This is a genomic window from Microbacterium sp. NPDC057741, assembly GCF_042798735.1.
Taxonomy (GTDB): Bacteria; Actinomycetota; Actinomycetes; order Actinomycetales; family Microbacteriaceae; genus Microbacterium.
The window spans coordinates 1,239,899-1,266,169 of sequence record NZ_JBHVJW010000001.1 but is presented as its reverse complement, the minus strand read 5'-3'; the positions used below and the strand labels follow the sequence as shown (position 1 = coordinate 1,266,169).

Genomic DNA, 26,271 nt, shown 5'->3' with positions numbered 1-26,271 from the left:
GCAGTAGCCTGAAACGATGAGCATGCGCGGTGGTGGCGGAGGCGGCGGAGGCGGACGCGGCGGCGGGTTCCGCGGGGTCGACATCGAGGCCCAGCGCAGGCTGAACGCCGAGGCTCCGAAGATCGAGGGACTCGGCCGCCGCGTGGTCACGCTGTTCGCGCCGTATCGCTGGCGCATCGTGATCACCGGCATCCTGGTGGTGCTGCTCGCGGCGATCGGCGTGGTCCCGCCGCTGCTCGTGCAGCGCATCTTCGACGACGCGCTGTTCCCCGCGAACGGCGGGGGACCGGTGATCACGCTGCTGAGCGGGCTGGTCGCGGCCATGATCGGGCTGTACCTGCTCTCGGCCGTGCTCGGGGTCGTGCAGACCTGGCTGACCTCCACCGTCGGCAACGCCGTCACCGGCGACCTGCGTGTGCGTCTGTTCGACCATCTGCAGGCGATGGAGCTCGGCTTCTTCACGCGCACCAAGACCGGCGTCATCCAGTCCCGCCTGCAGAACGACGTCGGCGGCGTGGCGGGAGTGCTGACGAACACCGTCAGCAGCATCCTCGGCAACACCGTCACCGTCGTCGCCTCGCTGGTCGCGATGCTGATCATCGATGTGCGTCTGACGATCATCGCCGTCATCGTCATGCCGATCCTCGTGGTCATCCAGCGCCGTGTCGGGCAGGTGCGGGCGCGCATCGCGGGGCAGACCCAGGAATCGCTGTCCGAGCTCACCAGCATCACCCAGGAGACGCTGAGCGTGTCCGGCATCCTGCTCTCGAAGTCGTTCAACCGGCAGCGCACCGAGTCGGAGCGGTATCAGGACGAGAACCGCAACCAGGTGCGCCTTCAGGTGCGCCAGGCGATGAGCGGACAGCGCTTCTTCGCCGTCGTCCAGGTGCTGATGTCGTCGATCCCCGCGGTGATCTATCTCGTCGCCGGCCTGTTCGTCGCAGGCGGCAGCGGCGACATCACCGCCGGAGCCATCGTCGCGTTCACGACGGTGCAGGCCCGGCTGCTGATGCCGCTGATGGGCCTGATGCGCGTCGCGCTGGACGTGCAGACGTCGAAGGCGCTGTTCGCGCGCATCTTCGAGTACCTCGACATGGTTCCGCAGATCCAGGATGCTCCGGACGCGATCGACGTCGCGGACGCCCCCGGTCCGCGCGGGCGCATCGTCTTCGACGACGTCGTGTTCCGTTACCCTGACGCCTCGGCCGCGGGGCGTCCGACCCTCGACGGGGTGTCGTTCACCGCCGAGCCGGGTACCCATGTCGCCTTCGTCGGCCCGAGCGGCGCCGGTAAGACGACGATCCTGTATCTGGCGCCGCGGCTGTACGAGGTCTCCGGGGGAGCCGTGCGGTTCGCGGGAGAGGACGTCCGCGGGCTTCGTCAGGAGTCGATCATCGACGACATCGGCATCGTGTCGCAGGAGACGTACCTGTTCCACGCGACGATCCGTGAGAATCTCAGCTACGCCAAGCCGGGGGCGACGGACGCAGAGATCGAGGCCGCCTGCCGCGCCGCGAACATCCATCACGTCATCGCCGGTTTCGAGCAGGGCTACGACACGGTCGTGGGGGAGCGCGGCTATCGGCTCTCCGGCGGTGAGAAGCAGCGCATCGCCATCGCGCGGGTGCTGCTGAAGGACCCGCCGGTGCTGCTGCTCGACGAGGCGACCTCGGCGCTCGACACCGTGTCGGAGCGCGTCGTGCAGGAGGCGCTGGATGCCGCGGCCCGCGGCCGCACCACGCTGACGATCGCGCACCGACTGTCGACCGTGGTCGGTGCCGACGTCATCCACGTCGTCGAGGCCGGGAGGATCGTCGAGTCCGGCACCCACGCCGAGCTGCTCGCCCGAGGCGGCCTGTACGCCTCGCTCGCCGCCGAGCAGCTGTCCACCGCGACGCGTGGGCTCGAAGAGGCCTGATGCGTCCGGTCTTGCGCGGGGCTCGAGATTCCCGGTTCCTGAGCGAGCGAAGCGAGACGAAGGGCGGTCAGTGCACCGACAGCCCGCCGTCGATGAACAGGTGCTGGCCGGTCACGTAGCCGGATGACGCGGATGCCAGGAACACGGCGGCGCCGGCGAAGTCCTCGGGCACCCCGTTGCGGCCGATCATGGTGCGTGCGGCGAGCTCGGCGACCTTCTGCGGATCCTGCTGCAGCCGGGCGTTCAGCGGGGTGAGCACGAATCCGGGCACGAGTGCGTTGCTGGTCACACCCGTGCCGCCCCAGGCCTCGGCCTCGGAGCGCACCAGCGATGCGATCGCGCCCTTCGAGACGCCGTACACGCCGCTGCCGACGAACGCTCGGTGCGCCTGCTGCGAGCTGATGTGGATGAGTCGGCCGAAGCCGCGCTCCACCATGCCGGGTGCGAAGCGCTGGCCGAGAAGGAACGGCGCGAGGGCGTTCACCGTCATCGTGGCGTCCCAGTCGTCCTGCGTGATCTCCGCGAACGGCGGCCGGATGTTGATGCCGGCGGAGTGCACCAGGATGTCCGGCTCGCCGAAGGGCTCGGCTGCGGCGCCTGCGACGGCGTGGATGCCCTCGCGAGTGCTCAGGTCGCCCGGCAGGGCGGCGGAGCGGCATCCGCTCTCGGTGAGCTCGCGAACAGTGTCGTCGATGCGCTCCTCGCCGCGCGCCACGATCACGACGGCGGCGCCGGAGCGGGCGAGCGCAGTCGCGATGCCGCGTCCGATCCCGGACGAGCCGCCGGTGACGACGGCCGTGCGGCCTTCCAGCGAGAACAGGTCGGCGAGGTAGGCGTTCACCCCACAACCGTAGCCGTCACCAGGCGAGCGCCTCGGACAGCCCGGGGTCGGGAGAGGCGAGCGCGAACTCCGGCAGCGCGCGCAGCGTCGCGGTGAACGCGTCGAGCTCGGCTCGGTAGGCCGGATCGGGATGCGTCGACGCGATGTGCTCGAGCGGCGCCACATCCATCGCCAGGATCAGGTCGAGGCGGGCGACGACGGCGGCGGAGGCGCCGGCCTCCTGCAGCACGCGGATGCCGCCGAGCAGCGCCGCGAGGTAGTCGCGGAGCACAGGCAGCCGATCCTTGCCCTGCGTGATCGAGGTGCCGTCGGCGCGCAGCCGCCAGCGCACGAGCACGTCGGGGACGACGTCGAAGGCGCGGGCCTCGACGTGCATGCGCTGCGCGACGATCTGGTCCTCATAGGCGACGCCGACGGGGAAGCGCCGGTCGTTCCAGAAGCCGGTGCGGCTCACCTTCGACCAGGCGACGATGTTCGCGGATGCCGCGGGGTGGGCGTGGATCGTCGTGGCGAGGCGCTCGGGGTCGGTGGCCGCGGTGGTCCAGGGCTGCACCCGCCCTGAGCGGTAATGGCCGTCGACGAGGCGGGAGCGCACGTAGGCCCCGGCGGCGAAGTCGCTGCCGGTCTCGGCGAGCGTCCCGGTCATCCGCGCCAGCGCGCCGGGGGTGAGCTCGTCGTCGCCGTCGAGGAAGCCGAGGAAGGGCGTGTCGACGAGGTCGAGGGCGGTGTTGCGGGCGGCACCGAGGCCGCGGGCCTCGTCGTGGCGGACGAGCGCGAAGCGAGGGTCGGCCGCGGCGGCCGCGGCGAACACCTCGCCCGTGGCATCCGTCGAGCCGTCGTCGACGAGGATCGCCCGCCAGCGCTGTTCGGTCTGCGCGCGGAGCGAGTCGAGCGCCGCGGGCGCATACGCCGCGATGTCGCGACCGGGCACGATCATGGTCACCAGCGCTTCGGGCACCAGCCGATTCTATCTGCGGCGCATGAGCTCGGGCGGGGGTTACGGATGTCGGTGGTGCGGCGTAACCTGCCGCACGTGTCCTCGTTGACGAAGGAAAAGACCGATTGGCTGCTCGACTCCGATCCCGCGCTGCGATGGCAGGTCGAGCGCGACCTGCTCGGTGCGGAGGAGGACGTCTGGGAGCGGACGCGGGCGAGGATCGGCACCGAGGGATTCGGCGCCAGGATCCTCGCGCATCAGGACCCGGATGGGCAGTGGGCGGGCGGTGCGTACTTCCCGTCGCGCGACCGCGACTATTCAGGCCTGGGCATCATAGAGCGCGACGACGAGGGGCAGCCGTGGATCGCGACCACGTGGGCGCTGAAGGACTTGCGCGATCTCGGGCTGGACGCCTCGGTGCTCGAGGGCACGGCCGAGAAGCTCGCGGCGAACAGCACCTGGGAGTACAAGGACCTGCCGTACTGGGGCGGTGAGATCGACGTGTGCATCAACGGGTTCACGCTGGCCAACGGCGCCTGGCTCGGCGCCGATGTCTCCCGTCTGGTGGCCTGGTTCCCCGCGCACCGACTCGAGGACGGCGGCTGGAACTGCGAGGCGGAGGAGGGGAACTCCGTGCGCTCCTCGTTCCACTCCACCCTCAACGCCCTCGTCGAGATGCTGAATTACCAGCGCATCACGGGCGACGACTCCCTGAAGCAGGCACGCCGCGCGGGTGAGGAGTACCTGCTCGAGCGTGGGCTGATGCGGCGGCTCACCACCGGCGAGATCGTCGGACCGTGGGTGACGGACTTCATCGCCCCGAACCGGTGGCAGTACAGCGCGCTCGCCGCCATGGATCATTTCCGCGCGGCGTCCGTGCTGGAGGGCACGGACCCCGATCCGCGGCTCGCCGAGGCCGTCGCCCTCGTGCGTGCCGCGCGTCAGCCCGACGGCACCTGGCTGCAGGGCGATGTACCCGGTGGGGCGATCTGGGTGGACGTCGACGCGCCTCAGGGTCAGCCCTCGAAGTGGCTCACGCTGATCGGCACCCGCGTGCTCGACTGGTGGGATCAGTCACAGTCCTGAGACCGCTGTCACCGATTCCGCGACGAGGGCCGCAAGCGCCTCCGGCTGCTCCAGCGGCGCTCTGCCGAAGGTGAAGCGGACCGAGGTCTGAGCGACGACGGGATCGATGCCGCAGGCCACGAGCACGTGCGACGGGTCGTCGCTGCCTGCGGCGCAGGCCGAGCCGCTCGACGAGACCACGCCTCGGCGTTCCAGTTCGAGCAGTACGGACTCGCCGCTGACGCCGTTGAACGTGAAGCTCGCGGTCGCGGGAAGGCGGCGATCCGGGTCACCGGTGAGCGCGGCCTGGGGTACGAGCCGCAAGACCGCGGCGATGAAGGCCGCGGTCCGCTCACGGACGAGATCGGCCGACGCCGTGCGCTCCGCCTCTGCGAGCTCCAGTGCCACGGCCAGGCCGACGGCAGCCGCGACGTTCTCGGTGCCGGACCGGCGTCCGCGCTCCTGGCCGCCACCGTGCAGCAGCGGCTCGAGCGGCACGCGTCCTCGCACGGCGAGGGCGCCGATGCCCTTCGGCGCGCCGAGCTTATGGCCGGCGATCGAGATCGCATCGGCGCGGAGGCCGGCGAGCGGCAGCCATCCGGCGGACTGCACGGCGTCGATGTGCAGGGGGACTGTCCTCCCAGACGGCGGGCGATCCCGCGTTCGGCGGGCGACGTCGTCGCGTGTCGTCCGCCAATCCCTGTTCGCTCCGCCATCTGCGAGCCGTGCCGCGATCTCCGCGACATCCTGCACGGTCCCGATCTCATTGTTCGCGTGCCCGATCGAGACCAGGGCAGTGTCCGGCCGCACCGCCGCGACGAGCACCTCCGGCTCGACCCGCCCCGTCGCTGTCACCGGCAGCAGCGTGACCTTGACATCATGGAAACGTTGCAGGTAGGCAGCCGACTCCAGGATCGACTCGTGCTCGATCGGCGTCGTGATCAGGTGCCGGCGACCGGATGCCAGCACGATGCCCTTCACGGCGAGGTTGTTCGCCTCGGTGCCGCCCGAGGTGAAGACCACGTCGCCGGCACGCATGCCCAGAACGGCGGCCACCCGGGAACGCGCATCCTCCAGCGCGCCGGCCGCTGCCTCGCCGACGGTGTGATGGCTGGAAGGATTGCCGAACACGCCGCTCAGATACGGCGCCATCGCCTCGAGTACCTCGCGGCGCACCGGCGAGGTCGCCGCATGATCGGCGTAGAGCACGGTCAGGACATCCGGATGTCGAGGCCCAGGTCGAGCGCCCGCGCGGAGTGCGTGAGCGCCCCGACCGAGATGACCTGCACGCCGGATTCGGCGATCGCCCGCACCGTGTCCAGGTTCACCCCACCGGATGCCTCGGCCACGGCGCGCCCGCCGATCAGGGCGACGGCCTCGCGCAGCTGCTCGGGTGTGAAGTTGTCCAGCAGCACCGTGTCGGCTCCGCCTTCCAGCACAGCCTCGATCTGATCGATCCGGTCCACTTCGACCACGACGTGCGTGGTGTGCGGGAGCAGGTCCCGTGCCGCGCGCAGGCCGCGCGCCAGGTCGCCGCCGTCGCGGGTGAGCAGAGCGAGATGGTTGTCCTTCGCCATCACGGCGTCCGACAGCGAATGCCGGTGGTTGTGTCCGCCGCCGCTGATCACGGCGTGCCGCTCGAACGCGCGCAGGCCCGGCGTGGTCTTGCGGGTGTCCGCGATGCGCACGCCGGTGCCGGCGACCGCAGCGACGTAGGCGGCGGTCAGGGTCGCGATGCCGCTCAGACGCTGGGTGAAGTTCAGCGCGACGCGCTCCGCGGTGAGGATGCCGCGCGCCGGCCCGGTGACCGTCGCCAGCACGTCGCCGGCCTCGAACGTGTCGCCATCGGCGACGTGCAGGTCCACGGTGATCGCCGGGTCGGTGAGGGCGAAGGCGGCGGCGAAGACCGCCCCTCCGGCGAGCACACCGGATTCGCGCGCGACCAGATCGGCTTCGGCGCCGGCGTCCGCCGGGATCAGGGACGTGCTGGTGAGGTCGCCCCACGGAGCATCCTCCTCGAGAGCGGCGGAGACGACGCGGGTGAGGGTGGCGGGGGTGATCATCGGGCTCCGATCAGGGCGGGTTCCAGGAAGTGCGCGCCGACCGAGACCGGTCGGGCGAGTGCGGCTGCGGTGGTCGCCTCGGCGAGGAGCAGCAGGTTCGCGTCCTCGTGCTCGCGGACGGTGGCGGGCGGATGCTGCTGCGCCTGCCAGCCGCGGATCGTGTCGAGCGCATCGGCGAGGCCCTCGGTCGTGCGCAGCAGTCCGACATGGTCCCACATGAGTTCCTGCAGCGCGGCGCGGGTGAAAGGAGCGCTCGGAGCGCAGAACTCTTCGCTCTGCGCGTCCGCGATCGACGGAGCCGCCGATCCGGACTGCCAGGCACTGCCCAGTGCCTCGACCGCGCGCGCAGCGAACACCGCTCCCTCGAGCAGCGAGTTCGACGCGAGGCGGTTCGCCCCGTGCACTCCGGTGCGCGCGACCTCGCCCACCGCGAACAGTCTCGGGATGGAGGTCCGTCCGTCGACGTCGGTCGCGATGCCGCCCATCAGGTAGTGCTCGGCCGGGGTCACCGGGATCGGCTCGCGCGACCAGTCCAGCCCGCGTTCGCGCACGACCCTGTCGATCGTCGGGAAGCGCTCCGCAAGTCGCGCGGCCCCGAGCGCCGTGGCATCCAGTCGCACCGGTACGCCGTCGGTCGCCTGCTGCCTGGCGATCGCCCTCGCGACGACGTCGCGCGGGGCGAGCTCACCATCGGGGTGCGCGTCGAACGCGAAGCGCCGCCCCGTGGCATCCCGCAGCACCGCCCCCTCGCCGCGGACCGCTTCGGAGATGAGGAACGGATCGCCCACGGCGAGCATCGTCGGGTGGAACTGCACGAACTCCAGATCGGCGACCGCGGCCCCGGCGCGCAGCGCGGCGGCGATGCCGTCTCCGGTCGCCCCGACCGGGTTCGTCGTGTGCTGGTACAGCTGCCCGGCTCCGCCGGTCGCGAGGATGACGGCATCGGCGCGCAGCATCCGCTCCCGTCCGTCGTGCAGCACGCGGATGCCGCGGCAACCGCCGTCCTCGATCACGAGGTCCGTCAGGAACGCGTGCCCGAGGACGGCGATCCCGCGGGACGGATGCAGGCCGGACGCGCGGATTTCGGCCGATTCGGCGGCGTGTCCGCCTGCATCCGTCGTGCCTTCCTGCATCCGTGACGGGGTTCGCTGTGCGGCGCGCACCTGCGTGACCAGCGCGGCCGAGATCGCGGCGCCGGTGGCGTCGCCACCCGCGTGCGCGATGCGCGGATGGGAGTGCGCGGCCTCCTGACCGCGGGAGAGCGCCCCGTCGACAGCGCGGTCGAACGAGACGCCGCGCGCTGCGAGTTCGGCGATTCGGTCCGCGGCATCCGCGACCAGCGCGTCGACGGCGATCGGATCCGACAGACCCGCGCCCGCCGTGTGCGTGTCGGCTGCATGCAGCGCGGCGGAGTCATCGGGGCCGTACACGCCGGCGATGCCGCCCTGGGCGAGGGGCGTGCTGCCGCTGTCGAGAGCGTCCTTGACGACCAGCGTCACCGCGTGCCCCGCCTCATGCGCGTGCAGCGCTGCGGTGAGACCCGCGATGCCGCTGCCCACGACGATGACGTTCATGCGCTCGCCGCCTCCGGCTTCGCCGCCAGCATCCGCTCCAGCGAGACGCGTGCCGGTGCGGCGACGTCGTCCGTCACCTGCACCCGGTTCACGGTGCGCCCTGCGACGAGCTCCTCGAGCACCCATGCGAGGTAGCCGGGATGGATGCGGTACATCGTCGAGCACGGGCAGACGACGGGGTCGAGACAGAAGATCTCGTGCTGCGGATGCTGCGCGGCGAGGCGCCGGACCAGGTTGATCTCAGTGCCGATCGCGAACGTGCTCGGTTCGGATGCCTCTTCGATCGCCCGCCGGATGTAGGCGGTGGAGCCGGCCTCATCCGCGGCATCGACGACCTCCATCGGGCACTCGGGGTGCACGATCACGCGCACGCCAGGGTGCTCCGCCCGCGCCTGCTCGATCTGCCCGACGGTGAACCGGCGATGCACCGAGCAGAAGCCGTGCCAGAGCAGCACCCGAGCGTCGGCGAGCTGATCGGCGGTCGACCCGCCCAGCGGCTTCCGCGGGTTCCACAACGGCATCCGCTCGAGCGGCACGCCCATCGCCTTCGCCGTGTTGCGGCCGAGGTGCTGATCGGGGAAGAACAGCACCCGGTGGCCGCGGGCGAACGCCCACTCCAGCACGGTCTTCGCGTTCGAGGACGTGCACACGATCCCGCCGTTGCGCCCCACGAAGCCCTTGATCGCCGCGGACGAGTTCATGTAGGTCACCGGCACGACGGGCACGAGGCCCTCGGCATCCGGCTGGTCGAGCGGGCCGTAGATGTCGGCGAGCTGCTCCCAGCAGTCCTCGACCTGATCGATGTCGGCCATGTCGGCCATCGAGCATCCGGCGGCGAGATTCGGCAGGATCACGGCCTGGTCTGGGCGGGAGAGCAGGTCGGCGGTCTCGGCCATGAAGTGCACGCCGCAGAACACGATCGCCTCGGCTTCGGGGCGGTCCAGCGCGGCCTGTGCGAGCTGGAACGAGTCGCCCAGGTAGTCGGCGTGCCGCACCACCTCCTCGCGCTGGTAGAAGTGTCCCAGCACGACGACCCGGTCGCCGAGGGTCTGCTTCGCGGCGCGGATGCGGGCGTCCAGCTCGTCCTCGGATGCCTCGCGGTACGCCGACGGCAACTCGCCCTGGCGGGGTGCGCCGGTGGGGATCACGTCGCCCATGGACGAGCCGGGGCCGTAGCCAGGGCGGGAGTCGAAGTCCCAGGGCCCGGCGGCGAGGTCGGTCGCGCAGGTCTCCTCGGTGGAGGCGCCGGCGACGATCAGTCGCAGGGCGTGGTCGACGGACGGGTCGAGCGCGGGGAGGGGGACTGCGGTGTGCATCGGGTTCGCCACCTTCTGGTCACTTGGACACTTACTGTGAGAACAGATTATGTCGACATGACCAGAAGTGCAATCGGCATGACGCCGACGCGCGAAGGATGTCCGGCTCAGGCCTCGCGGCCTCGCCGATACAGCCGCGCGGGGCGGTGCTTGCCGGTGCGGAACGAGTCGGTCGGCACCAGCTCGTCGGTGCCCTCCAGCAGGCGGCGGAAGTTGGAGGGGTCGAGGCGGCGACCCAGCACGGCCTCGTAGACCTCGCGCAGCTCGGTGAGCGTGAACTCGTCGGGCAGCAGGCCCGCGGCGATCCGGCTGTATCCGACCTTGTTGCGCAGCCGGTCGAGCGCGTATTCCGCGATGCGCCGGTGGTCGAATGCGAGGTCGGGAAGGGTGTCCACATCGAACCACTCGACGTTCTCGGGTGCACCCGCCGCCTGGCGCTGCGTGTCGACGAGGTCCGAGCGCAGCAGTGCCCAGTACACGATCGAGACGACGCGGGTGGGGGAGCGGTCGACCTCGCCGAACGTGTAGAGCTGCTCGAGGTAGCTCGGCGTCAGGGCGGTGGTCTCCGCCAGCGTCCGCGAGGCGGCGGTGGCCAGGTCCTCGTCGATGTCGAGCCAGCCGCCGGGAAGCGCCCAGACTCCGCGGTGAGGATCCTGGGTGCGGCGCACCAGGGGCAGCATCAGCCGATCGCCGTCCGAGGCGGCGCGCAACGAGAAGATCACGGTCGAGACGGCGACGCGGATGGCGTCGTCCTCTGTGCTTCTCGCTCCCACACCACGAGCCTATGGGGTGGTCGCCCCGGCGCAGACCAGCCTTCGAGCCCGAAACGTTACTTCTCCCGGCCGATCTGCTTTTGACACGCGCGGTGAATTTGTTAGGTTACTGTCCTAACAAACCTCCACCAACGGGACCGACTCCCCGATGAGCCGCCCCACTCTGCAGTGAAGCACTGAGAGGAAGTACACGAATGATCCGTAACGGCAAGCGCAGCCTCGCGCTCACCGCACTCGCCGGGGCCTCTGTCCTCGCGATCGCGCTGACCGGATGCTCGAGCAACGACAACGGCGCAGGCGCCGCTGCCAGCGGCTTCGACGCCAAGGGCGCCAAGAACCAGGACATCACGTTCTGGGTCATGGGTGGCGACACCCCCCAGGAAGCACGTGACTACCTGGTCAAGGAGTACAAGGCGGCCACCGGTGGCGAGCTGACCATCCAGCAGCAGGACTGGACCGACGCGCTCACCAAGCTGACCAACCAGCTGCCGGACGCGAAGAACACCCCTGATGTCACCGAGATCGGCAACACCTGGTCGCCGACCTTCACCACCGCAGGCGCCTTCGCCGACCTGAGCGGCATCTACCAGGACCTCGGCGGCGACGACCTGCTGAAGTCGTTCGTCGACGTCGGCACGGTCGACGGCAAGCAGTACGCGCTGCCCTACTACTTCGGCTCGCGCTACATCACCTACCGCAAGGACATCTGGAAGGCAGCGGGCCTCGAGGTCCCCTCGACTCTCGAGGAGTTCAACGCCGACGTCGCCAAGCTGAAGACCGCGGGTCAGTCCGGCTTCTACATCGGCGGCCAGGACTGGCGCAACGGCGTGTCCTGGATCTTCGCGAACGGCGGCGAGCTCGCCGAGAAGGACGGCGACAAGTGGGTCTCCACGCTGTCCAGCGAGAAGACGCAGACCGGTCTGAAGCAGTTCCAGGAGCTGTTCAAGAACGCCTCGAACGCCCCCGCCACCGAGGACGACTCCACCCCGTGGGTGAACATCAACAACGACAAGGACGGCGCCGCCCCCACCGCCGCGACGATCATCGCACCCGGCTGGGCGCACTGGTCGGTCGGCGACTACAAGGGTGATGACGACAAGGGCAACGAGAAGCGCGAGTGGAACGACGCCACCTTCGGCGTGTTCCCGCTGCCGGGTGTCGAGGCCGGCACCGTCGCACCGGTCTTCGCGGGCGGCTCGAACGTCGCCATCTCGGCGAAGAGCACCAAGCAGGCCGGCGCCAAGGAGCTGCTGCGCATCATCTTCTCCGAGGACTACCAGACCCTGCTGGCCAAGAACGGCCTTGGTCCGGCGAACACCAAGTACGTCGCCGAGCTCGGCACCGACCAGTTCGCCAAGGCGCTCGTCGACTCGGCTCTGGGCTCCAAGCTGACCCCGGCAGCGCCGGGCTGGGCTGCCGTCGAGGGTCAGAAGATCCTCGAGGAGTTCTTCGGCAAGATCGCCGAGGGCGGCGACACCGCCTCCCTCGCGAAGGAGTACGACAGCAAGATCAACGGCATCATCAACGGCTGATGCCTCTCGCGGGGGCCGGGCAGTCGCCCGGCCCCCGCACCGTCGTCATCTCCCTTTCCAGAGACGGGTTTCGCGATTCCATGACATCCACCGCAGTCCCCACGCAGGCGTCCTCGAAGCAGACGCCGCCGAAGCAGGCGCCCCCGACCGTCGCGCGCCGCAAGAACTGGGCTCCCTACGCCCTGATCACCGGCGCGGTGCTCGTGCTCGTGCTCGGCATGGGGTACCCGGTCGGGTGGCAGATCGTAACCTCGTTCCAGAAGTACGGCGCGCTGCAGCAGCTCGGCGGCAAGGCGCCCGACTTCGTCTGGTTCGACAACTACATCGCGATCGCGCAGAACCCCACGTTCTGGGAGGTCACCTTCCGCTCGGTGCTGTTCTGCCTCGTCACCGCCTTCGTCACCGTCGTGATCGGCGTGCTGCTGGCGCTGTTGATGACGAAGATCCCCGCGGCGATCCGGTTCATCCTGCAGATCGCGCTGCTGCTCGCATGGGCCATGCCCGTCATCGCCGCGATGACCGTGTGGATCTGGCTGTTCGACCGCCGCCGCGGCGTGATCAACTACCTGATCAACCTCATCCCGGGCGTCGACATCGGGAACTTCAACTGGATCGGCACGACCCCGCTCCTGTTCTTCATCGTCGCGTCGATCATCATCACCTGGATGTCGGTGCCGTTCGTCGCGTTCTCGGCCTATGCCGGACTGACGCAGGTCTCCGGCGAGGTGCTCGAGGCCGCTCAGCTCGACGGCGCCGGGGCCCTTCAGCGCTTCCGGCACATCATGTACCCGGTGCTCAAGCCCGTGATCGCGATCGTGCTGCTGCTGAACCTGATCTGGGATCTGCGGGTGTTCGCGCAGATCACGCTGTTGCAGGATGCCGGCCCCAAATCGACCGACTACGACCTGCTCGGCACCTACATCTACAAGACCGGCGTCGCCGGCATGGACTTCGGCGGCGGAGCGGCGATGTCGATCTTCGTCCTCGCCATCACGATCGCGCTGAGCTGGTTCTACGTGCGCAGCCTCATCAAGGAGGAGACCCAGTGACCACCGCAGCAGACACGGCCGTCGTGGCCGAACGACTCGAGAGCGCCTACCCGTCGCGCGACTCCGGGCCCTCGGACCGCATCCCGCGCAGGCGCCGCCGATTCAAGGCATCCACCTGGCTGCTCAGCATCCTGGCTCTCGTGCTCGCGATCGCGTGGGCGTTCCCGGTGTACTGGATGGTCAACTCCTCCATGCTCTCGGCGGCGACCCTCGAGTCGCGGACGCCGACCTTCTTCCCCGTCGGCGGCACGTTCAACAACTTCGCGAACGTGCTCACCCCGGCGTTCTTCTCGGCGCTGGGCGTGAGTGTGGCGGTCACGCTGCTCTCGGTCGCCGTCTGCCTGGTGTTCGCGTTCCTCGCATCCGTCGCGATCAGCCGATTCAAGTTCAAGGGGCGGGTCACGTTCATCGTGACGATCCTGCTGATTCAGATGCTGCCCGCCGAGGGGCTGTTCATCGCGCAGTACAAGATGATGTCCAGCCTCGGCCTGCTCAGCAACGTGCTGGGGCTCAGCATCCTGTACGTGGCGGCCGTCGTGCCGTTCACGATCTGGATGCTGCGCGGCTTCGTGGCCGGCGTGCCCGCGGAGCTCGAGGAGGCGGCGATGATCGACGGCCTCAGCCGCAGCCAGGCGTTCCTGCGCATCACCTTCCCGCTGCTGGCCCCCGGTCTGGTGGCCACCGGTGTGTTCGCGTTCCTGCAGTGCTGGAACGAGTTCACGGTCGCGCTGGTGATCATGGAGAACAACCGCACACTGCCGCTCTGGCTGCGCGGATTCGTGCAGCAGAGCTCGACGCAGGCGATCAACTGGGGGCAGGTGATGGCGGCATCGGCCATCGTCGCGATCCCCGTGATCATCTTCTTCGTGATCGTGCAGGGCCGCATGACCAGCGGCCTGGTGGCGGGTGCCGTCAAGGGCTGAGACCCCGATCCGACGCCTCTGAGGACCGTCTGTGCGCCGTGCGCACGGGCGGTCCTCGTCATGCTCGGGCGCGCCACGGGGCCGAGTCCGAAACGTTATCCAAAACCCCGGCGCGGCCCTTGTTCCCACCCGAATGGGTTTGTTAGGTTGCTGTCCTAACAAACCCATTCGGGATTGCCCTCCATGACGGAGGCCGCCCCTCCTGCAAAGCAGCACCGAGAGGAAAAAGAGAATGAGTCGTAAAGTCGCGCGCAGCATCGCGATGACCACAGTCGCGGGGGCATCGGTCCTCGCACTCGCCCTGACCGGTTGCTCGCCGAGCAGCGGATCGGGGGACAAGTCGTCCGCGGACGCCGTCCTGCGCGTGCAGGCCGGCACCCAGCCGCCCGTCACGGCGAACTTCAACCCGTTCGCTCCCACCGTGCTCAGCGGCACCAACGGCCCGATCTACGAGCCGCTGTTCTTCTTCAACAAGACCGCTGACGACAAGCCCTCCGGCATGCTCGGAGACTCGTTCGAGTACAACGAGGACGGCACCGCGATCACCGTCAAGCTCAAGTCGGGCCTGAAGTGGTCCGACGGCGAGCCGCTGACCGCCAAGGACGTCGTCTTCACCTTCAAGTACGCCGCGAACAACCCCGAGGCGAACGGCCTGGTCTCCGCCGAGGCTCCGGACGACACCACCGTCGTGCTGACGTACAACACGCCGCAGTACACCACCGAGTTCGCCCGCATGGGCTCGACGCTGATCCTTCCGGAGCACATCTGGAAGGACATCACCGACTTCGCAGCCTTCGCGAACGAGGAGCCCGTCGCGTCCGGCCCGTACGTCGTGGACAAGGTCTCGAAGGAGTCCTACACGCTCAAGGCCAACAAGAACTTCCGCGACGCCGACAAGCTCGGCGTCAAGAAGGTTCAGTACATCGCGATCGACAACAACCAGACCGCCCAGGACCTGCTCACCGCAGGCAAGCTGGACTGGACCGGTATGTTCATCCCGAACCCGGACAGCGTCAGCAAGAACGGCATCATCTCCTGGATCAACACCCCCCAGGACCCGACGGTGCTGTACACCTGCTCGAACGCCGACCTCGGCTGCACCGGCCCGCAGACCGATGTCGCCGTCCGCCAGGCGCTGAACGTCGCCATCGATCGCGGCACCATCGACGAGAAGGCGTTCGTCGGCATGACGGGCAAGATCTCGCCGACGTTCGCACTGCTCCCGCGTGACGAGAAGTGGGTCGCCGACCCCGCCAACGAGGTCAGCCCGCAGGACCCCGACGCCGCCAAGGCGGGGGAGATCCTCGAGGCCGCCGGATACACCAAGGGCGGCGACGGCATCTACGAGAAGGACGGCAAGAAGCTCGAGCTCGACCTGATCTCGGTCGACGGCTGGACCGACTACAACGACGCGGCGAAGCTGATCGAGGAGCAGGCCGCCAAGGCCGGCATCAAGGTCACCGCGTCGACCGTGCAGTGGGACGCGTTCTCCGACGCGCGCCAGACCGGCAACTACCAGCTGATCATGGGCGGCGTCGTGGGCACCTCGGTGGCCGACCCGTTCCAGATCTACCGCGACTGGTTCGGCGGCACGAAGGTGGCCTCGACCTCGAAGGTCGGCGAAGAGATCCCGGCAGGGCGCTGGAACTTCAGCCGCTACAACAACCCGAAGGTCGACGCGGCGATCCAGGAGGCCATCGGCACCAACGACGAGGCCAAGCGCAAGGAGATCTACGCGACGATCCAGACCGAGATCGTCCGTGACCTGCCCTACATCCCGATCGTGATCAACGCGACGCAGACCTTCTACAACTCGAAGGACTACACGGGCTGGCCGACCGAGGACGACCTCTACGCGTTCCCGCCGTCCTGGGGAGCCGTCTCGTCGGGCTACATCCTGCAGCACCTGCAGCCCAAGAAGTGATCGCTGAGTGAGACCGTGGAAGCAGGAAGTGTGAAGGTATCGGGATGAAGTTCTATCTGAGAAGGATCGGGTTCTACGCGGTGACGCTGTGGGCCGCGATCTCCCTCAACTTCCTGCTTCCGCGGCTCATGCCCGGCAACCCCGCCGACATCATGATCGCCAAGATGCAGCGTGCGGGGCAGGACGTGTCGGAAGACACGATCCGCAACATCAAGCAGCTTCTCGGCGGCGAGGACACGCCGCTGTGGGAGCAGTACCTGAATTATTGGAACCAGATCCTGCACGGGAACCTCGGTGTGTCGGTGGTCGCGTACCCGGAGCCGGTCACCGAGTTGATCGGGGCCGCGCTGCCGTGGACGCTCCTGCTGGTCGGCACGGCCACGGTGATCTCGTTCATCCTCGGCGTGGGCCTCGGGGTCTGGGCCGGCTGGAAGCGCGGCACCTGGGTGGACAACATCATCCCGGCGACCACGGTCCTGCAGTCGATCCCGTACTTCTGGATGGCGCTCATCCTGGTGTCGGTGTTCGCGGTCGGACTCGGATGGTTCCCCATCTTCGGCGGCTACGACGTCTTCACCTACCCGGACGGCCCCGAGTGGTCGTGGGCGTTCATCCAGGACGCCCTCGCCCACGCCATCCTTCCGGCGATCACCATCGTGATCAGCTCGGTCGGCGGCTGGCTGTTCGGCATGCGCAACATGATGGTCTCCACGCTGTCCGAGGACTACATCGTGACGGCCGAGGCCAAGGGCCTGCGCCCGCGTCGCATCATGGGCATGTATGCGGCCCGTAACGCCGCCATCCCGTCGATCGCCGGCTTCTCGATCACACTGGGATTCGTCGTGGCCGGCTCGATCGTCATGGAACAGGTGTTCACCTATCCCGGCGTCGGCCGCCTGATGTTCCAGGCCGTGATCTCGAAGGACTACGCACTCATGCAGGGCGTGTTCCTGGTGATCACGATCGCCGTGCTCGCCGCCAACTTCTTCATGGATCTGATCTACGGATTCGTCGACCCGAGGGCCCGCCAGAATGTCTGACACCGAACTGAGCAGAGAAGTCGAGGTTGCCGCGCTGCCGATCGGCGTCGTCGACCCCGCGACCGTCGAACAGCCCAGCACCATCGCCCTTGCGACCACGCCGAAGGGCAGGCCTCGGGGTGGATTCCGCGCGATGATGCCCACGATGACGCCGAAGCTGATGGTCGGCCTCATCCTGGTCGCCTTCATCCTGTTGCTGGCCGTCTTCGGTCCGTTCTTCGTGCAGGACCCGACCTATTCCGGCAACCCCGCTCTCGAGCCGCCCTCCTCGGAGCACTGGCTGGGCACGACCAAGCTCGGCTACGACGTGGTCGCTCAGCTCGCCTACGGCGCGCGGGGCTCGCTGCAGGTCGGCGTCATCGCCGCGGGCATCGCGATCGTCCTGTCGCTGATCTTCGGTGTGCTGGCCGGCTACCTCGCGGGGTGGGGTGAGGACGTCCTGGCGCTCATGACCAACATCATGCTCGTCATCCCCGGTCTGCCGCTGGTCATGGTCATCGCCGCGTTCGCGACGAACCGCAGCTGGCTGCTGGTGGCGATCGTGCTCGGCATCACGTCCTGGGCGGGAGCGGCCTATGTCCTGCGCCTGCAGACGCGCTCACTGCGCACCCGCGACTACGTCTCCGCCGCCCGCGTGGCGGGCGAGAAGCCGTTCCGCATCATCCTCGTCGAGATCATGCCGAACCTGCTGCCGCTGCTGACCGCGCAGTTCCTGTTCGCGATCATCTTCGCGATCCTCGGCGAGGCGGGCCTGGCCTACCTCGGCCTCGGCCCGACCGACGGCATCACCTGGGGCACCATGCTCAACGAGGCCCAGTCAGGGCAGGCGCTCGGACAGGGTGCCTGGTGGTGGTTCGTGCCCCCGGGTCTGCTGATCGCGATGCTCGGCTGCGGTCTCGCGCTGATCAACTTCGCGATCGACGAGATCATCAACCCGAAGCTGCGCAGCGCCCCCGCGGCCGCCCGCAACGTGCGCAAGGCCGCCAAGACGAAGGGGGTCACGGCATGACCGCGGCTCAGCCCGAGGCCGTTCTGACGGCTCGGAACATCTCCATCGAGTACGAGGTCGATCCTCCGGTCAAGGCTGTGCGCGATGTGTCGCTCACCCTGCACCGCGGCGAGATCCTGGGGCTGGCGGGCGAATCCGGCTGCGGCAAGACCACTCTCGCCTACGGGCTGACCCGGCTGCTGAAGGCACCGGCGCTGATGACCGAGGGCGAGATCGTGTTCCATGATCGCGCCGGCACCGACATCGACGTGGTCGCCCTCGCCGCCGACGGTCTGCGCGCCTTCCGCTGGGACAAGGTGTCGATGGTGTTCCAAGGGGCGATGAACTCGCTCAACCCGGTGATCAGCGTGAAGTCGCAGATCTTCGACATCTTCGACACGCACCGCCCCGGTATGTCCAAGGCGGCCAAGAAGGAACGCGCCGAGGAGCTGCTCACCCTCGTGGGCGTGGATCCCAAGCGCCTCACGAGCTTCCCGCACGAGCTGTCCGGGGGCATGCGCCAGCGCATGATGATCGCCATGGCGCTCGCGCTCGACCCGCAGGTCATGATCATGGACGAGCCCACCACCGCTCTCGATGTGGTCGTCCAGCGCGGCATCATCCGCGAGATCATGAGGCTGCGCGAGAAGCTCGGCTTCGCGGTGATCTTCATCACTCACGACTTGCCGATGCTGATCGAGATCAGCGACCGCATCGCCGTGATGCTGCAGGGGCAGATCGTCGAACTCGGCACCGCGGAGGAGATCTACCGCACTCCGCAGCACGATTACACCAAGCGGCTGCTGTCCAGCTTCCCCAGTCTGCGCGGCGAGCGCGGCGACTTCGTGCGCACCGGCAGCCGGCCGAGTCAGGAGCAGGTCCGATGAACGATCAGGCGAAGCGCACCCTCGAGGCGCGCAATCTGGTGAAGGACTTCACGCTTCGTTCGGGGCTCAGGACCACCAAGCTGCACGCGGTGAAGGACGTCTCGTTCACCCTGGAGGCGGGAAAGACGATCTCTCTCGTCGGTGAGTCCGGCTCGGGCAAGTCCACTATTGCCCGCATGCTGATGAAGCTCGAGAAGCCCACCTCCGGCGAGATCTTGCTGGACGGTCGCGCCAGTGGCGACCACGGCCGTGCGCTCGAGCGGTATCGCTCCGATGTGCAGATGGTGTTCCAGGATCCGTTCGCCTCGCTGAATCCGTTCCACACGATCATGCATCACCTGGAACGGCCGCTGCAGCTGCACCACCCCGAACTGTCCGCCACACAGGTGCGGGAGCGGGCCCTCGAACTGCTCGAGCGCGTGCGCCTCTCGCCGGCGGAGCACTTCGCCGATCGTCGTCCGCACCAGCTCTCGGGCGGGCAGCGCCAGCGTGTCGCCATTGCGCGTGCACTCGCGCCCGGTGCGCGCTTCATCGTGGCCGATGAGCCGGTCTCGATGCTCGACGTCTCGATCCGGCTCGGCGTGCTGAACCTGCTGGCGGACCTGCAGCGCGAGGACGACCTGGGCGTGCTGTACATCACGCACGACCTGGCCACGGCCCGGCACTTCAGCGACGAGATCATGGTGCTGTACCACGGCGACGTCGTCGAGCGGGGTCCTGCCGACAAGGTCATCCTCGACCCGCAGCACGACTACACCAAGACGTTGCTCGGTGCCGCTCCCGATCCCGAGAACCTCGGCCGCCTCCGCGACGAGGTGCGCCGGGAACTCGCCGGCACCTGACAGCAGACAGCCCCACAGACCCCCGCCCGCGTACCGGCCCCTTGTGTGCGCGGGCGGGCACCATCTCCGGCATCCGGAACCGGTATGCTGGGCGGAGCAGTGCCCACAACAGAAAACTGGCCGCACGACGCGTGCGGGAGAGCCCGGTGCAGGCAGCCGGGCACCGAAGGAGCAAGCCTCCCCGCCAATCTCTCAGGTACCCCCACCGCTCGCGTCCGGCCGCTCTGAAAAGCGATGCGCACGCATCCGCCGACGGTGAAAGCCCCACGCTGCCGATACAGCGCAACGGGGCGAAGCTCTCAGGCCCATGACAGAGGGGGAGTTCGCAGGACACGGTGATCCGCCGTGCCACCCGACAACGGGAGAACTCATGACCGACGCCCGCTACACCCCACTCCGCTCGCGCCACGAGGCGCTCGGGGCATCCTTCACCGACTTCGGCGGCTGGCAGATGCCGGTGCGCTACACCTCCGATCTCGCCGAGCACCACGCCGTGCGCCAGGCCGCGGGCATGTTCGACATCTCGCACATGGCCGAGTTCACCGTCCAGGGCGCGCAGGCGGGGGAGTACCTCGACTACGCGCTCGCCGGCAGGCTCTCCGCCCTCGCGAACGGCAAGGCGAAGTATTCGCTGCTGCTCGCCGAGGACGGCGGCATCATCGACGACGTCATCGTCTACCGCCTGGAGGACGACGACTACCTGATCATCTCCAATGCGGGCAACCGCGAGTTCGTGAGCGAGGCGCTCTCCGCACGCACCGACCGGTTCGATGTGACCGTCGCGGACGTCTCCGACGACTACGCACTGATCGCCGTGCAGGGTCCGCAGGCCGAGACCATCGTCCAGTCCATCGCCGGTCTCGACGACGTCAGCGTGCCGTGGGCCGAGCAGAAGTACTACGCGTGGGCCACGGCGACCTTCGCGGGCAAGCAGGTGCTGGTCGCCCGTACCGGCTACACCGGGGAGGACGGCTTCGAGCTGCTGGTCGCCGCCGCCGACGCCGAGGCGATGTGGGACGCCGTGCTCGCCGCCGGTGAGCCGCACGGTCTGGTTCCGGCCGGCCTCGCCGCGCGAGACACGCTGCGGCTCGAGGCGGGGATGCCGCTGTACGGCCACGAGCTGACCCGCGAGACCAAGCCGGCGCAGGCCGGCCTCGGACGCGTGGTGGTCACCGCCAAGGAGCGATTCGTCGGCAAGGACGCCGTGGCTCCGGCAGAGGATGCCGCGGTGCTGATCGGCCTGGCCGCCGAGGGCCGTCGCGCCGGCCGCGCCGGCTACGCGATCGTCCTCGAGGACGGCACCGCCGTGGGTGAGATCACCAGCGGCGCGCTGAGCCCGACCCTCGGGCATCCCATCGCCATGGCTTTCGTGGCACCCTCTTACGCAACAGGTGAGACCCCGCTGTTCCTTGACGTGCGAGGGACGAAGATCCCCGCGACCGTGACCGCACTGCCTTTCTACCGGAGGACGAAATGACCGATCTGACCACCCTCAAGTACAGCGAAGAGCACGAGTGGGTCGCCCTCGAGGGCGCCGTCGCGACCGTCGGCATCACCGACTTCGCCGCTGACGCGCTCGGCGACATCGTCTTCGTCGAGCTGCCCGCCGTCGGCACCGAGCTGAGCCGCGGCGACGTCTTCGGCGAGGCCGAGTCCACCAAGTCGGTCTCCGAGCTCTACGCTCCGGTCGCGGGCACCGTCACCGAGATCAACGACGCCGTCGTGGACGACCCGTCGCTGCTGAACTCCGAGCCCTTCGAGGGCGCCTGGCTGATCAGGGTCGAGGTCGCCGAGGGCGCCACCGACGGCCTGCTCGACCGCGACGGCTACGTCGCCGTCACGGGGGCCTGATGGTCTCGTTCGCCGACCGTCACATCGGACCGGATGCCGGTGATCGTGGCCGGATGCTCGATGCGCTCGGGGTGACCGGGGACGACCCGATCGACATCCTGATGCGCCAGGCCGTGCCCGGCACCATCTTCACGGAGCCTGCAGCCGAATCGGTGATCCCCGTCGCCGCGTCCGAGGCCGAGGCTCTCGCCGAGCTGCGCGCCCTCGCGAGCCGCAACACCGTGAACCGCGCCATGATCGGGCTCGGCTACTACGGCACCATCACCCCCAGCGTGATCCAGCGCAATGTTCTGGAGAACCCGTCCTGGTACACGGCCTACACGCCGTACCAGCCGGAGATCTCGCAGGGCCGCCTGGAGGCGCTGATCAACTTCCAGACCATGGTCTCCGACCTCACCGGGCTCTCGACCGCGAACGCGTCGATGCTCGACGAGTCCACCGCGGTGGCCGAGGGCATGCTGCTGGCCCGTCGCGCGTCGAAGTCGAAGTCCTCGGTCTTCGTCGTCGACGCCGACGCGCTGCCGCAGACCAAGTCGCTGCTGCGCACCCGCGCCGACGCCGTGGGCATCGAGCTCGTCGAGCGCGACTTCGCCGCGGGCGAGGAGCTGCCCGAAGAGCTGTTCGGCGTGTTCGTGCAGTACCCCGGAGCATCCGGTAGGGTCGCCGACCCGAGCGCCGTGATCGACGCCGCACATGTCGCCGGCGGCCTCGCGGTCGTCGCCGCCGACCTGCTCGCGCTCACCCTGCTGCGCTCGCCGGGCTCGCTCGGCGCCGATGTCGCGGTGGGCACGACCCAGCGCTTCGGCGTGCCGATGGCGTTCGGCGGACCGCACGCCGGATACATGGCCGTGCGTGCGGGACTCGAGCGCCAGCTGCCCGGCCGTCTGGTCGGCGTCTCGCAGGATGCCTCCGGCTATCCCGCGTACCGCCTGGCGCTGCAGACCCGCGAGCAGCACATCCGCCGCGAGAAGGCGACCTCGAACATCTGCACCGCTCAGGTGCTGCTGGCCGTGATCGCCTCGATGTACGCCGTGTACCACGGGCCGGACGGGCTGAAGGCGATCGCGGGCGAGGTGGCGGCCACGGCCGCGCTGCTGCGCGACCGCCTGGTCGCCGCCGGTGCCGAGGTCGTGCACGACCACTTCTTCGACACCGTGCAGGTGAAGACTGCGGATGCCGCAGGCGTCGTCGCTCGCGCGCACAAGGCGGGCGTCCTGCTGCACCTCGTCGGCACCGACACCGTCGGCATCTCGGTCGACGAGACCACGACCGGGGAGGATCTCGATCTCGTCATCCGATCGCTGGGCGAGGAGCGCGCGGAGGCAGAGGACGTCGCCTTCACCGGCGCGAACGCCCTTCCGGCATCGCTACTGCGCGACGACGAGTTCCTCACGCACCCGGTCTTCCACGCGCACCGCTCAGAGACCGCCATGATGCGGTACCTCAAGCAGCTCGCCGATCGCGACTACGCGCTCGACCGCGGCATGATCCCGCTCGGGTCGTGCACGATGAAGCTCAACGCCGCGACCGAGATGGCGGCGATCACGTGGCCCGAGTTCGCGCAGCTGCACCCCTTCGCGCCCCGTGAGGACGTCGCGGGCTCGCTCGAGATGATCGACCAGCTCGAGGCGTGGCTCGCCGAGGTCACCGGGTACGACGCGGTCTCGCTGCAGCCGAACGCCGGCTCGCAGGGTGAGCTCGCGGGCCTGCTCGCGATTCGCGGCTACCACCACGCCAACGGCGACGAGCACCGCACCGTCTGCCTCATCCCGTCGTCCGCGCACGGCACGAACGCGGCATCCGCCGTGCTCGCCGGCATGAAGGTGGTCGTGGTGGCCACCGACGAGCTCGGCAACGTCGACCTGGACGACCTGCGCGCGAAGATCGAGGCGAACTCCGCCGAGCTCGCCGCACTGATGATCACCTACCCGTCCACGCACGGCGTGTACGAGGAGCAGGTCACCGACATCACGGCGGCCGTGCACGCGGCCGGCGGCCAGGTGTACGTGGACGGCGCGAACCTCAACGCGCTGCTCGGCTACGCGCGGTTCGGCGACCTGGGCGGCGACGTCTCGCACCTCAACCTGCACAAGACCTTCGCGATCCCGCACGGCGGCGGCGGTCCTGGCATCGGCCCGGTGGCGGCCAAGGCGCACCTCGCGCCGCACCTGCCCGGGCATCCGCAGGCGCAGAAGACCGAGCACGCGGGCGGCTACGTCTTCGACGGCGGCCCCGTCTCGGGCGCTCCCTACGGCTCGGCCGGTGTGCTGCCGATCTCGTGGGCGTATGTGCGCATGATGGGCGCGGCGGGTCTGCGTGAGGCGACCGCTGCCGCGGTGCTCTCGGCGAACTACATCGCCGCGCGCCTGCAGGGCCACTTCCCGGTGCTCTACACCGGTGTGAACGGTCGCGTCGCGCACGAGTGCATCCTGGATCTGCGTCCCCTCAAGGAGGCCACCGGCATCACCGTCGACGACGTCGCCAAGCGGCTCATCGACTACGGCTTCCACGCCCCGACCATGTCGTTCCCCGTGGCGGGCACGCTTATGGTCGAGCCGACCGAGTCCGAGGACCTGGCCGAGCTGGAGCGGTTCATCGAGGCCATGATCATGATCAAGGCGGAGGCCGACGCCGTCGCTGCCGGCAGCTGGCCCGCCGACGACAACCCGCTGGTGAACGCACCGCACACCGCCGCATCGCTGATCGCGGGGGAGTGGGCGCACGCCTACACCCGGGAGCAGGCCGCCTACCCGGTGCACGCGCAGATCGCGACCAAGTACTGGCCGCCGGTGCGCCGCATCGACAACGCCTGGGGCGACCGCAACCTGGTGTGCGCATGCCCGCCGATCGAGGCCTTCGCCTGATCACCGCATCCGTATCCGAATTCCGCCCCGTCGCCGCGAGCGACGGGGCGGAATTCGGTTAAGGCTGGATAACAGTTGTCCGTGAGTGGCTCCGCGGGACCGTACAATCGATCCATACCGTGCTCGAGGCTGAGCACGGACTTGCCCTAGTCCATAGGAGGACACAAGTGAAGCGCAAGAAGATCGCACTCGCGAGTGCGGCACTGCTGGCGACGAGTGTGATCGCACTCGCCGGATGCACCTCGGGGTCCAACCCGGAACCCTCCAAGGGTGCATCCGATGCCAACGTCGACAAGACGGCCATCATCACCACCAACGGTTCCGAGCCTGAGAACCCTCTGATCCCGACCAACACCAACGAGGTCGGCGGTGGCAAGATCCTCGACGCGATCTTCGCCGGTCTCGCCTTCTACGACGGTGACGGCAAGCTGGTCAACGACATGGCCGAAGACATCAAGGTCGACAGCCCCACCACGCTGACGATCAAGCTCAAGAAGGGCCAGAAGTTCACCGACGGCTCCGAGGTCAAGGCGGACAATTTCATCAAGGCGTGGAACTGGGGCGCTCAGCTGTCGAACAAGCAGCTGAACCAGTCCTGGTTCGCCGACATCGTCGGCTTCAAGGCCGATGCAGATTCCGAGCTCACCGGTCTGAAGAAGGTCGACGACCAGACCTTCACCATCGAGCTGTCTTCCCCGGTCGCGAACGACTTCGCGACGCGCCTGGGCTACTCGGCGTTCTACCCGCTGCCCGACGTCGCCTTCGACGACATGGCCAAGTTCGGTGAGAACCCGATCGGCAACGGCCCCTACAAGCTGGCCGGCGATGGTGCATGGCAGCACGACGTCAAGATCGACCTGGTCAAGAACCCCGACTACAAGGGCGACCGCAAGGTGGAGAACGGCGGTCTGACGATCACGTTCTACGCCTCGTTCGACGCCGCGTACGCCGACCTCCAGGGCGGAAACCTCGACGTGATCGACCAGATCCCCGAGTCGGCACTCGCGACCTACCAGGACGAACTGGGCGACCGCGCGGTGAACCAGCCCGCCGCGATCTTCCAGTCGTTCACCATCGGCGAGCAGATCAAGCACTTCTCCGGCGAAGAGGGCCAGTTGCGCCGTGAGGCGATCTCGATGGCGATCAACCGCGACGAGATCACCGACAAGGTGTTCAACGGCACCCGCACCCCGGCTGTCGACTTCACCTCCCCGGTGATCGACGGCGGTGGTGAGAAGCTCAAGGGCGGCGACGTGCTGAAGTTCAACCCCGATGAGGCGAAGAAGCTGTGGGCCGAGGCCGACAAGATCTCGCCGTGGGACGGCAAGTTCGAGATCGCGTACAACTCCGATGGCCCCCACCAGGTGTGGGTCGACGCGGTGACCAACTCGATCAAGAACACCCTCGACATCGACGCCGGCGGCAAGGCCTACGTCGACTTCGCCACGTTGCGTGCCGCGGTCAACGCCCGCGACGCAGCCGGCAAGCGCACGATCCAGACCGCGAACCGCTCCGGATGGCAGGCCGACTACCCGTCGCTGTACAACTTCCTGTTCCCGCTGTACGCGACCGGTGCGTCGTCCAACGACGGCGACTACTCCAACGCCGACGTCGACAAGGACCTCGCCTCGGGCGCGGCCGCGTCGGACGAGAAGGAAGCCCTGGCCGACTACACCAAGGTCCAGGAGCAGCTGCTCAAGGACCTGCCGGCCATCCCGCTCTGGTACCAGAACGTGAACGGCGGCTTCAGCGAGGACGTGCAGAACGTCAAGTTCGGCTGGAACTCCGTGCCGCTCTACTACGAGATCACCAAGTCGAAGAAGTAAGCATTCGGTAAGGCACGTCATGAGGCGGCGACTCGAAACAGTCGTCGCCTCATGACGT

The 26,271-nt window shown here is 68.6% G+C and carries 21 protein-coding genes and 1 riboswitch; of the genes, 14 read left to right on the top strand and 7 right to left on the bottom strand.

Annotation, left to right across the window (positions count from 1 at the left end):
- Positions 1-16 precede the first annotated feature (16 nt).
- A complete protein-coding gene (locus tag ACFVDO_RS06065) occupies positions 17-1,918 on the top strand; it encodes an ABC transporter ATP-binding protein (RefSeq protein WP_378858163.1) in 1,902 nt (633 codons plus the stop codon).
- A 67-nt stretch (positions 1,919-1,985) separates the two neighbouring features.
- On the opposite strand, the gene ACFVDO_RS06060 is transcribed toward ACFVDO_RS06065, so the two are convergent.
- Both ACFVDO_RS06060 and ACFVDO_RS06055 read right to left on the bottom strand, forming a co-directional pair.
- On the bottom strand, positions 1,986-2,759 hold the full coding sequence (locus tag ACFVDO_RS06060; protein WP_378858164.1) for an SDR family NAD(P)-dependent oxidoreductase: 774 nt from the start codon (positions 2,757-2,759) through the stop codon (positions 1,986-1,988).
- A 16-nt stretch (positions 2,760-2,775) separates the two neighbouring features.
- Entirely contained in the window at positions 2,776-3,717 is a 942-nt protein-coding gene (locus ACFVDO_RS06055; RefSeq protein ID WP_378858165.1) for a glycosyltransferase family 2 protein, read from the bottom strand.
- 75 nt (positions 3,718-3,792) lie between these two features.
- Here ACFVDO_RS06055 and ACFVDO_RS06050 point away from each other — a divergent pair, with 75 nt between their 5' ends.
- Positions 3,793-4,782, top strand: a complete 990-nt coding sequence (locus ACFVDO_RS06050) for a squalene cyclase (RefSeq protein WP_378858166.1) — start codon at positions 3,793-3,795, stop codon at positions 4,780-4,782.
- Here the strand turns inward: ACFVDO_RS06050 and ACFVDO_RS06045 are convergent.
- The 5 genes from ACFVDO_RS06045 to ACFVDO_RS06025 all read right to left on the bottom strand — a co-directional run bounded on the left by ACFVDO_RS06045 (position 4,771) and on the right by ACFVDO_RS06025 (position 10,394).
- Positions 4,771-5,970 carry a cysteine desulfurase family protein gene (locus tag ACFVDO_RS06045; RefSeq protein WP_378858167.1) on the bottom strand — a complete coding sequence of 400 codons (1,200 nt, stop codon included), beginning with the start codon at positions 5,968-5,970 and terminating at the stop codon, positions 4,771-4,773. The genes ACFVDO_RS06050 and ACFVDO_RS06045 overlap by 12 nt on opposite strands.
- A 2-nt stretch (positions 5,971-5,972) precedes the next feature.
- Entirely contained in the window at positions 5,973-6,824 is an 852-nt protein-coding gene (gene nadC, locus ACFVDO_RS06040; protein WP_378858168.1) for a carboxylating nicotinate-nucleotide diphosphorylase, read from the bottom strand.
- Entirely contained in the window at positions 6,821-8,398 is a 1,578-nt protein-coding gene (locus ACFVDO_RS06035; RefSeq protein WP_378858169.1) for an L-aspartate oxidase, read from the bottom strand. The genes nadC and ACFVDO_RS06035 overlap by 4 nt, the downstream gene beginning before the upstream one ends.
- Positions 8,395-9,714: a quinolinate synthase NadA gene (gene nadA, locus ACFVDO_RS06030; RefSeq protein ID WP_378858170.1), complete on the bottom strand. Its 1,320-nt coding sequence runs from the start codon at positions 9,712-9,714 to the stop codon at positions 8,395-8,397. Before nadA ends, ACFVDO_RS06035 begins: the two co-directional genes overlap by 4 nt.
- A gap of 107 nt (positions 9,715-9,821) precedes the next feature.
- A complete protein-coding gene (locus tag ACFVDO_RS06025; protein WP_378858183.1) occupies positions 9,822-10,394 on the bottom strand; it encodes an NUDIX domain-containing protein in 573 nt (190 codons plus the stop codon).
- 287 nt (positions 10,395-10,681) lie between these two features.
- Here ACFVDO_RS06025 and ACFVDO_RS06020 point away from each other — a divergent pair, with 287 nt between their 5' ends.
- The 12 genes from ACFVDO_RS06020 to ACFVDO_RS05965 all read left to right on the top strand — a co-directional run bounded on the left by ACFVDO_RS06020 (position 10,682) and on the right by ACFVDO_RS05965 (position 26,213).
- Positions 10,682-12,019, top strand: a complete 1,338-nt coding sequence (locus tag ACFVDO_RS06020) for an extracellular solute-binding protein (RefSeq protein ID WP_378858171.1) — start codon at positions 10,682-10,684, stop codon at positions 12,017-12,019.
- Between the two features lie 80 nt (positions 12,020-12,099).
- Positions 12,100-13,068, top strand: coding sequence for a carbohydrate ABC transporter permease (locus tag ACFVDO_RS06015; protein ID WP_378858172.1), 969 nt, complete (start codon positions 12,100-12,102; stop codon positions 13,066-13,068).
- Between the two features lie 80 nt (positions 13,069-13,148).
- Positions 13,149-13,991 carry a carbohydrate ABC transporter permease gene (locus tag ACFVDO_RS06010; protein WP_378858184.1) on the top strand — a complete coding sequence of 281 codons (843 nt, stop codon included), beginning with the start codon at positions 13,149-13,151 and terminating at the stop codon, positions 13,989-13,991.
- A 232-nt stretch (positions 13,992-14,223) separates the two neighbouring features.
- Positions 14,224-15,915, top strand: a complete 1,692-nt coding sequence (locus ACFVDO_RS06005) for an ABC transporter substrate-binding protein (protein ID WP_378858173.1) — start codon at positions 14,224-14,226, stop codon at positions 15,913-15,915.
- Positions 15,916-15,959: 44 nt separating this feature from the next.
- Complete coding sequence (locus tag ACFVDO_RS06000) at positions 15,960-16,955, top strand: ABC transporter permease (protein WP_378858174.1); 996 nt, start codon at positions 15,960-15,962, stop codon at positions 16,953-16,955.
- Positions 16,948-17,964, top strand: coding sequence for an ABC transporter permease (locus ACFVDO_RS05995; RefSeq protein WP_378858175.1), 1,017 nt, complete (start codon positions 16,948-16,950; stop codon positions 17,962-17,964). Before ACFVDO_RS06000 ends, ACFVDO_RS05995 begins: the two co-directional genes overlap by 8 nt.
- Positions 17,961-18,830, top strand: coding sequence for an ABC transporter ATP-binding protein (locus tag ACFVDO_RS05990; protein ID WP_378858176.1), 870 nt, complete (start codon positions 17,961-17,963; stop codon positions 18,828-18,830). Before ACFVDO_RS05995 ends, ACFVDO_RS05990 begins: the two co-directional genes overlap by 4 nt.
- A complete protein-coding gene (locus ACFVDO_RS05985) occupies positions 18,827-19,672 on the top strand; it encodes an ABC transporter ATP-binding protein (protein ID WP_378858177.1) in 846 nt (281 codons plus the stop codon). The genes ACFVDO_RS05990 and ACFVDO_RS05985 overlap by 4 nt, the downstream gene beginning before the upstream one ends.
- Positions 19,673-19,796: 124 nt before the next feature.
- Positions 19,797-19,890, top strand: a riboswitch (glycine riboswitch).
- A 152-nt stretch (positions 19,891-20,042) separates the two neighbouring features.
- Positions 20,043-21,149 carry a glycine cleavage system aminomethyltransferase GcvT gene (gcvT, locus tag ACFVDO_RS05980; RefSeq protein ID WP_378858178.1) on the top strand — a complete coding sequence of 369 codons (1,107 nt, stop codon included), beginning with the start codon at positions 20,043-20,045 and terminating at the stop codon, positions 21,147-21,149.
- On the top strand, positions 21,146-21,523 hold the full coding sequence (gcvH, locus tag ACFVDO_RS05975) for a glycine cleavage system protein GcvH (protein ID WP_378858179.1): 378 nt from the start codon (positions 21,146-21,148) through the stop codon (positions 21,521-21,523). Before gcvT ends, gcvH begins: the two co-directional genes overlap by 4 nt.
- Entirely contained in the window at positions 21,523-24,387 is a 2,865-nt protein-coding gene (gcvP, locus tag ACFVDO_RS05970) for an aminomethyl-transferring glycine dehydrogenase (RefSeq protein WP_378858180.1), read from the top strand. Before gcvH ends, gcvP begins: the two co-directional genes overlap by 1 nt.
- 167 nt (positions 24,388-24,554) lie before the next feature.
- A complete protein-coding gene (locus ACFVDO_RS05965) occupies positions 24,555-26,213 on the top strand; it encodes an ABC transporter substrate-binding protein (protein WP_378860108.1) in 1,659 nt (552 codons plus the stop codon).
- Positions 26,214-26,271: the final 58 nt, after the last annotated feature.

Bases quoted from the DNA above. Each gene is read 5' to 3' on its own strand.
- ACFVDO_RS06065 (WP_378858163.1), top strand. From the start codon at position 17: ATGAGCATGCGCGGTGGTGGCGGAGGCGGCGGAGGCGGACGCGGCGGC.
- nadC (WP_378858168.1), bottom strand. From the start codon at position 6,824: ATGATCACCCCCGCCACCCTCACCCGCGTCGTCTCCGCCGCTCTCGAG.
- ACFVDO_RS06035 (WP_378858169.1), bottom strand. From the start codon at position 8,398: ATGAACGTCATCGTCGTGGGCAGCGGCATCGCGGGTCTCACCGCAGCG.
- nadA (WP_378858170.1), bottom strand. From the start codon at position 9,714: ATGCACACCGCAGTCCCCCTCCCCGCGCTCGACCCGTCCGTCGACCAC.
- ACFVDO_RS06025 (WP_378858183.1), bottom strand. From the start codon at position 10,394: ATGCTGCCCCTGGTGCGCCGCACCCAGGATCCTCACCGCGGAGTCTGG.
- ACFVDO_RS06020 (WP_378858171.1), top strand. From the start codon at position 10,682: ATGATCCGTAACGGCAAGCGCAGCCTCGCGCTCACCGCACTCGCCGGG.
- ACFVDO_RS06015 (WP_378858172.1), top strand. From the start codon at position 12,100: ATGACATCCACCGCAGTCCCCACGCAGGCGTCCTCGAAGCAGACGCCG.
- ACFVDO_RS06005 (WP_378858173.1), top strand. From the start codon at position 14,224: ATGAGTCGTAAAGTCGCGCGCAGCATCGCGATGACCACAGTCGCGGGG.
- ACFVDO_RS06000 (WP_378858174.1), top strand. From the start codon at position 15,960: ATGAAGTTCTATCTGAGAAGGATCGGGTTCTACGCGGTGACGCTGTGG.
- ACFVDO_RS05995 (WP_378858175.1), top strand. From the start codon at position 16,948: ATGTCTGACACCGAACTGAGCAGAGAAGTCGAGGTTGCCGCGCTGCCG.
- ACFVDO_RS05990 (WP_378858176.1), top strand. From the start codon at position 17,961: ATGACCGCGGCTCAGCCCGAGGCCGTTCTGACGGCTCGGAACATCTCC.
- ACFVDO_RS05985 (WP_378858177.1), top strand. From the start codon at position 18,827: ATGAACGATCAGGCGAAGCGCACCCTCGAGGCGCGCAATCTGGTGAAG.
- gcvT (WP_378858178.1), top strand. From the start codon at position 20,043: ATGACCGACGCCCGCTACACCCCACTCCGCTCGCGCCACGAGGCGCTC.
- gcvH (WP_378858179.1), top strand. From the start codon at position 21,146: ATGACCGATCTGACCACCCTCAAGTACAGCGAAGAGCACGAGTGGGTC.
- gcvP (WP_378858180.1), top strand. From the start codon at position 21,523: ATGGTCTCGTTCGCCGACCGTCACATCGGACCGGATGCCGGTGATCGT.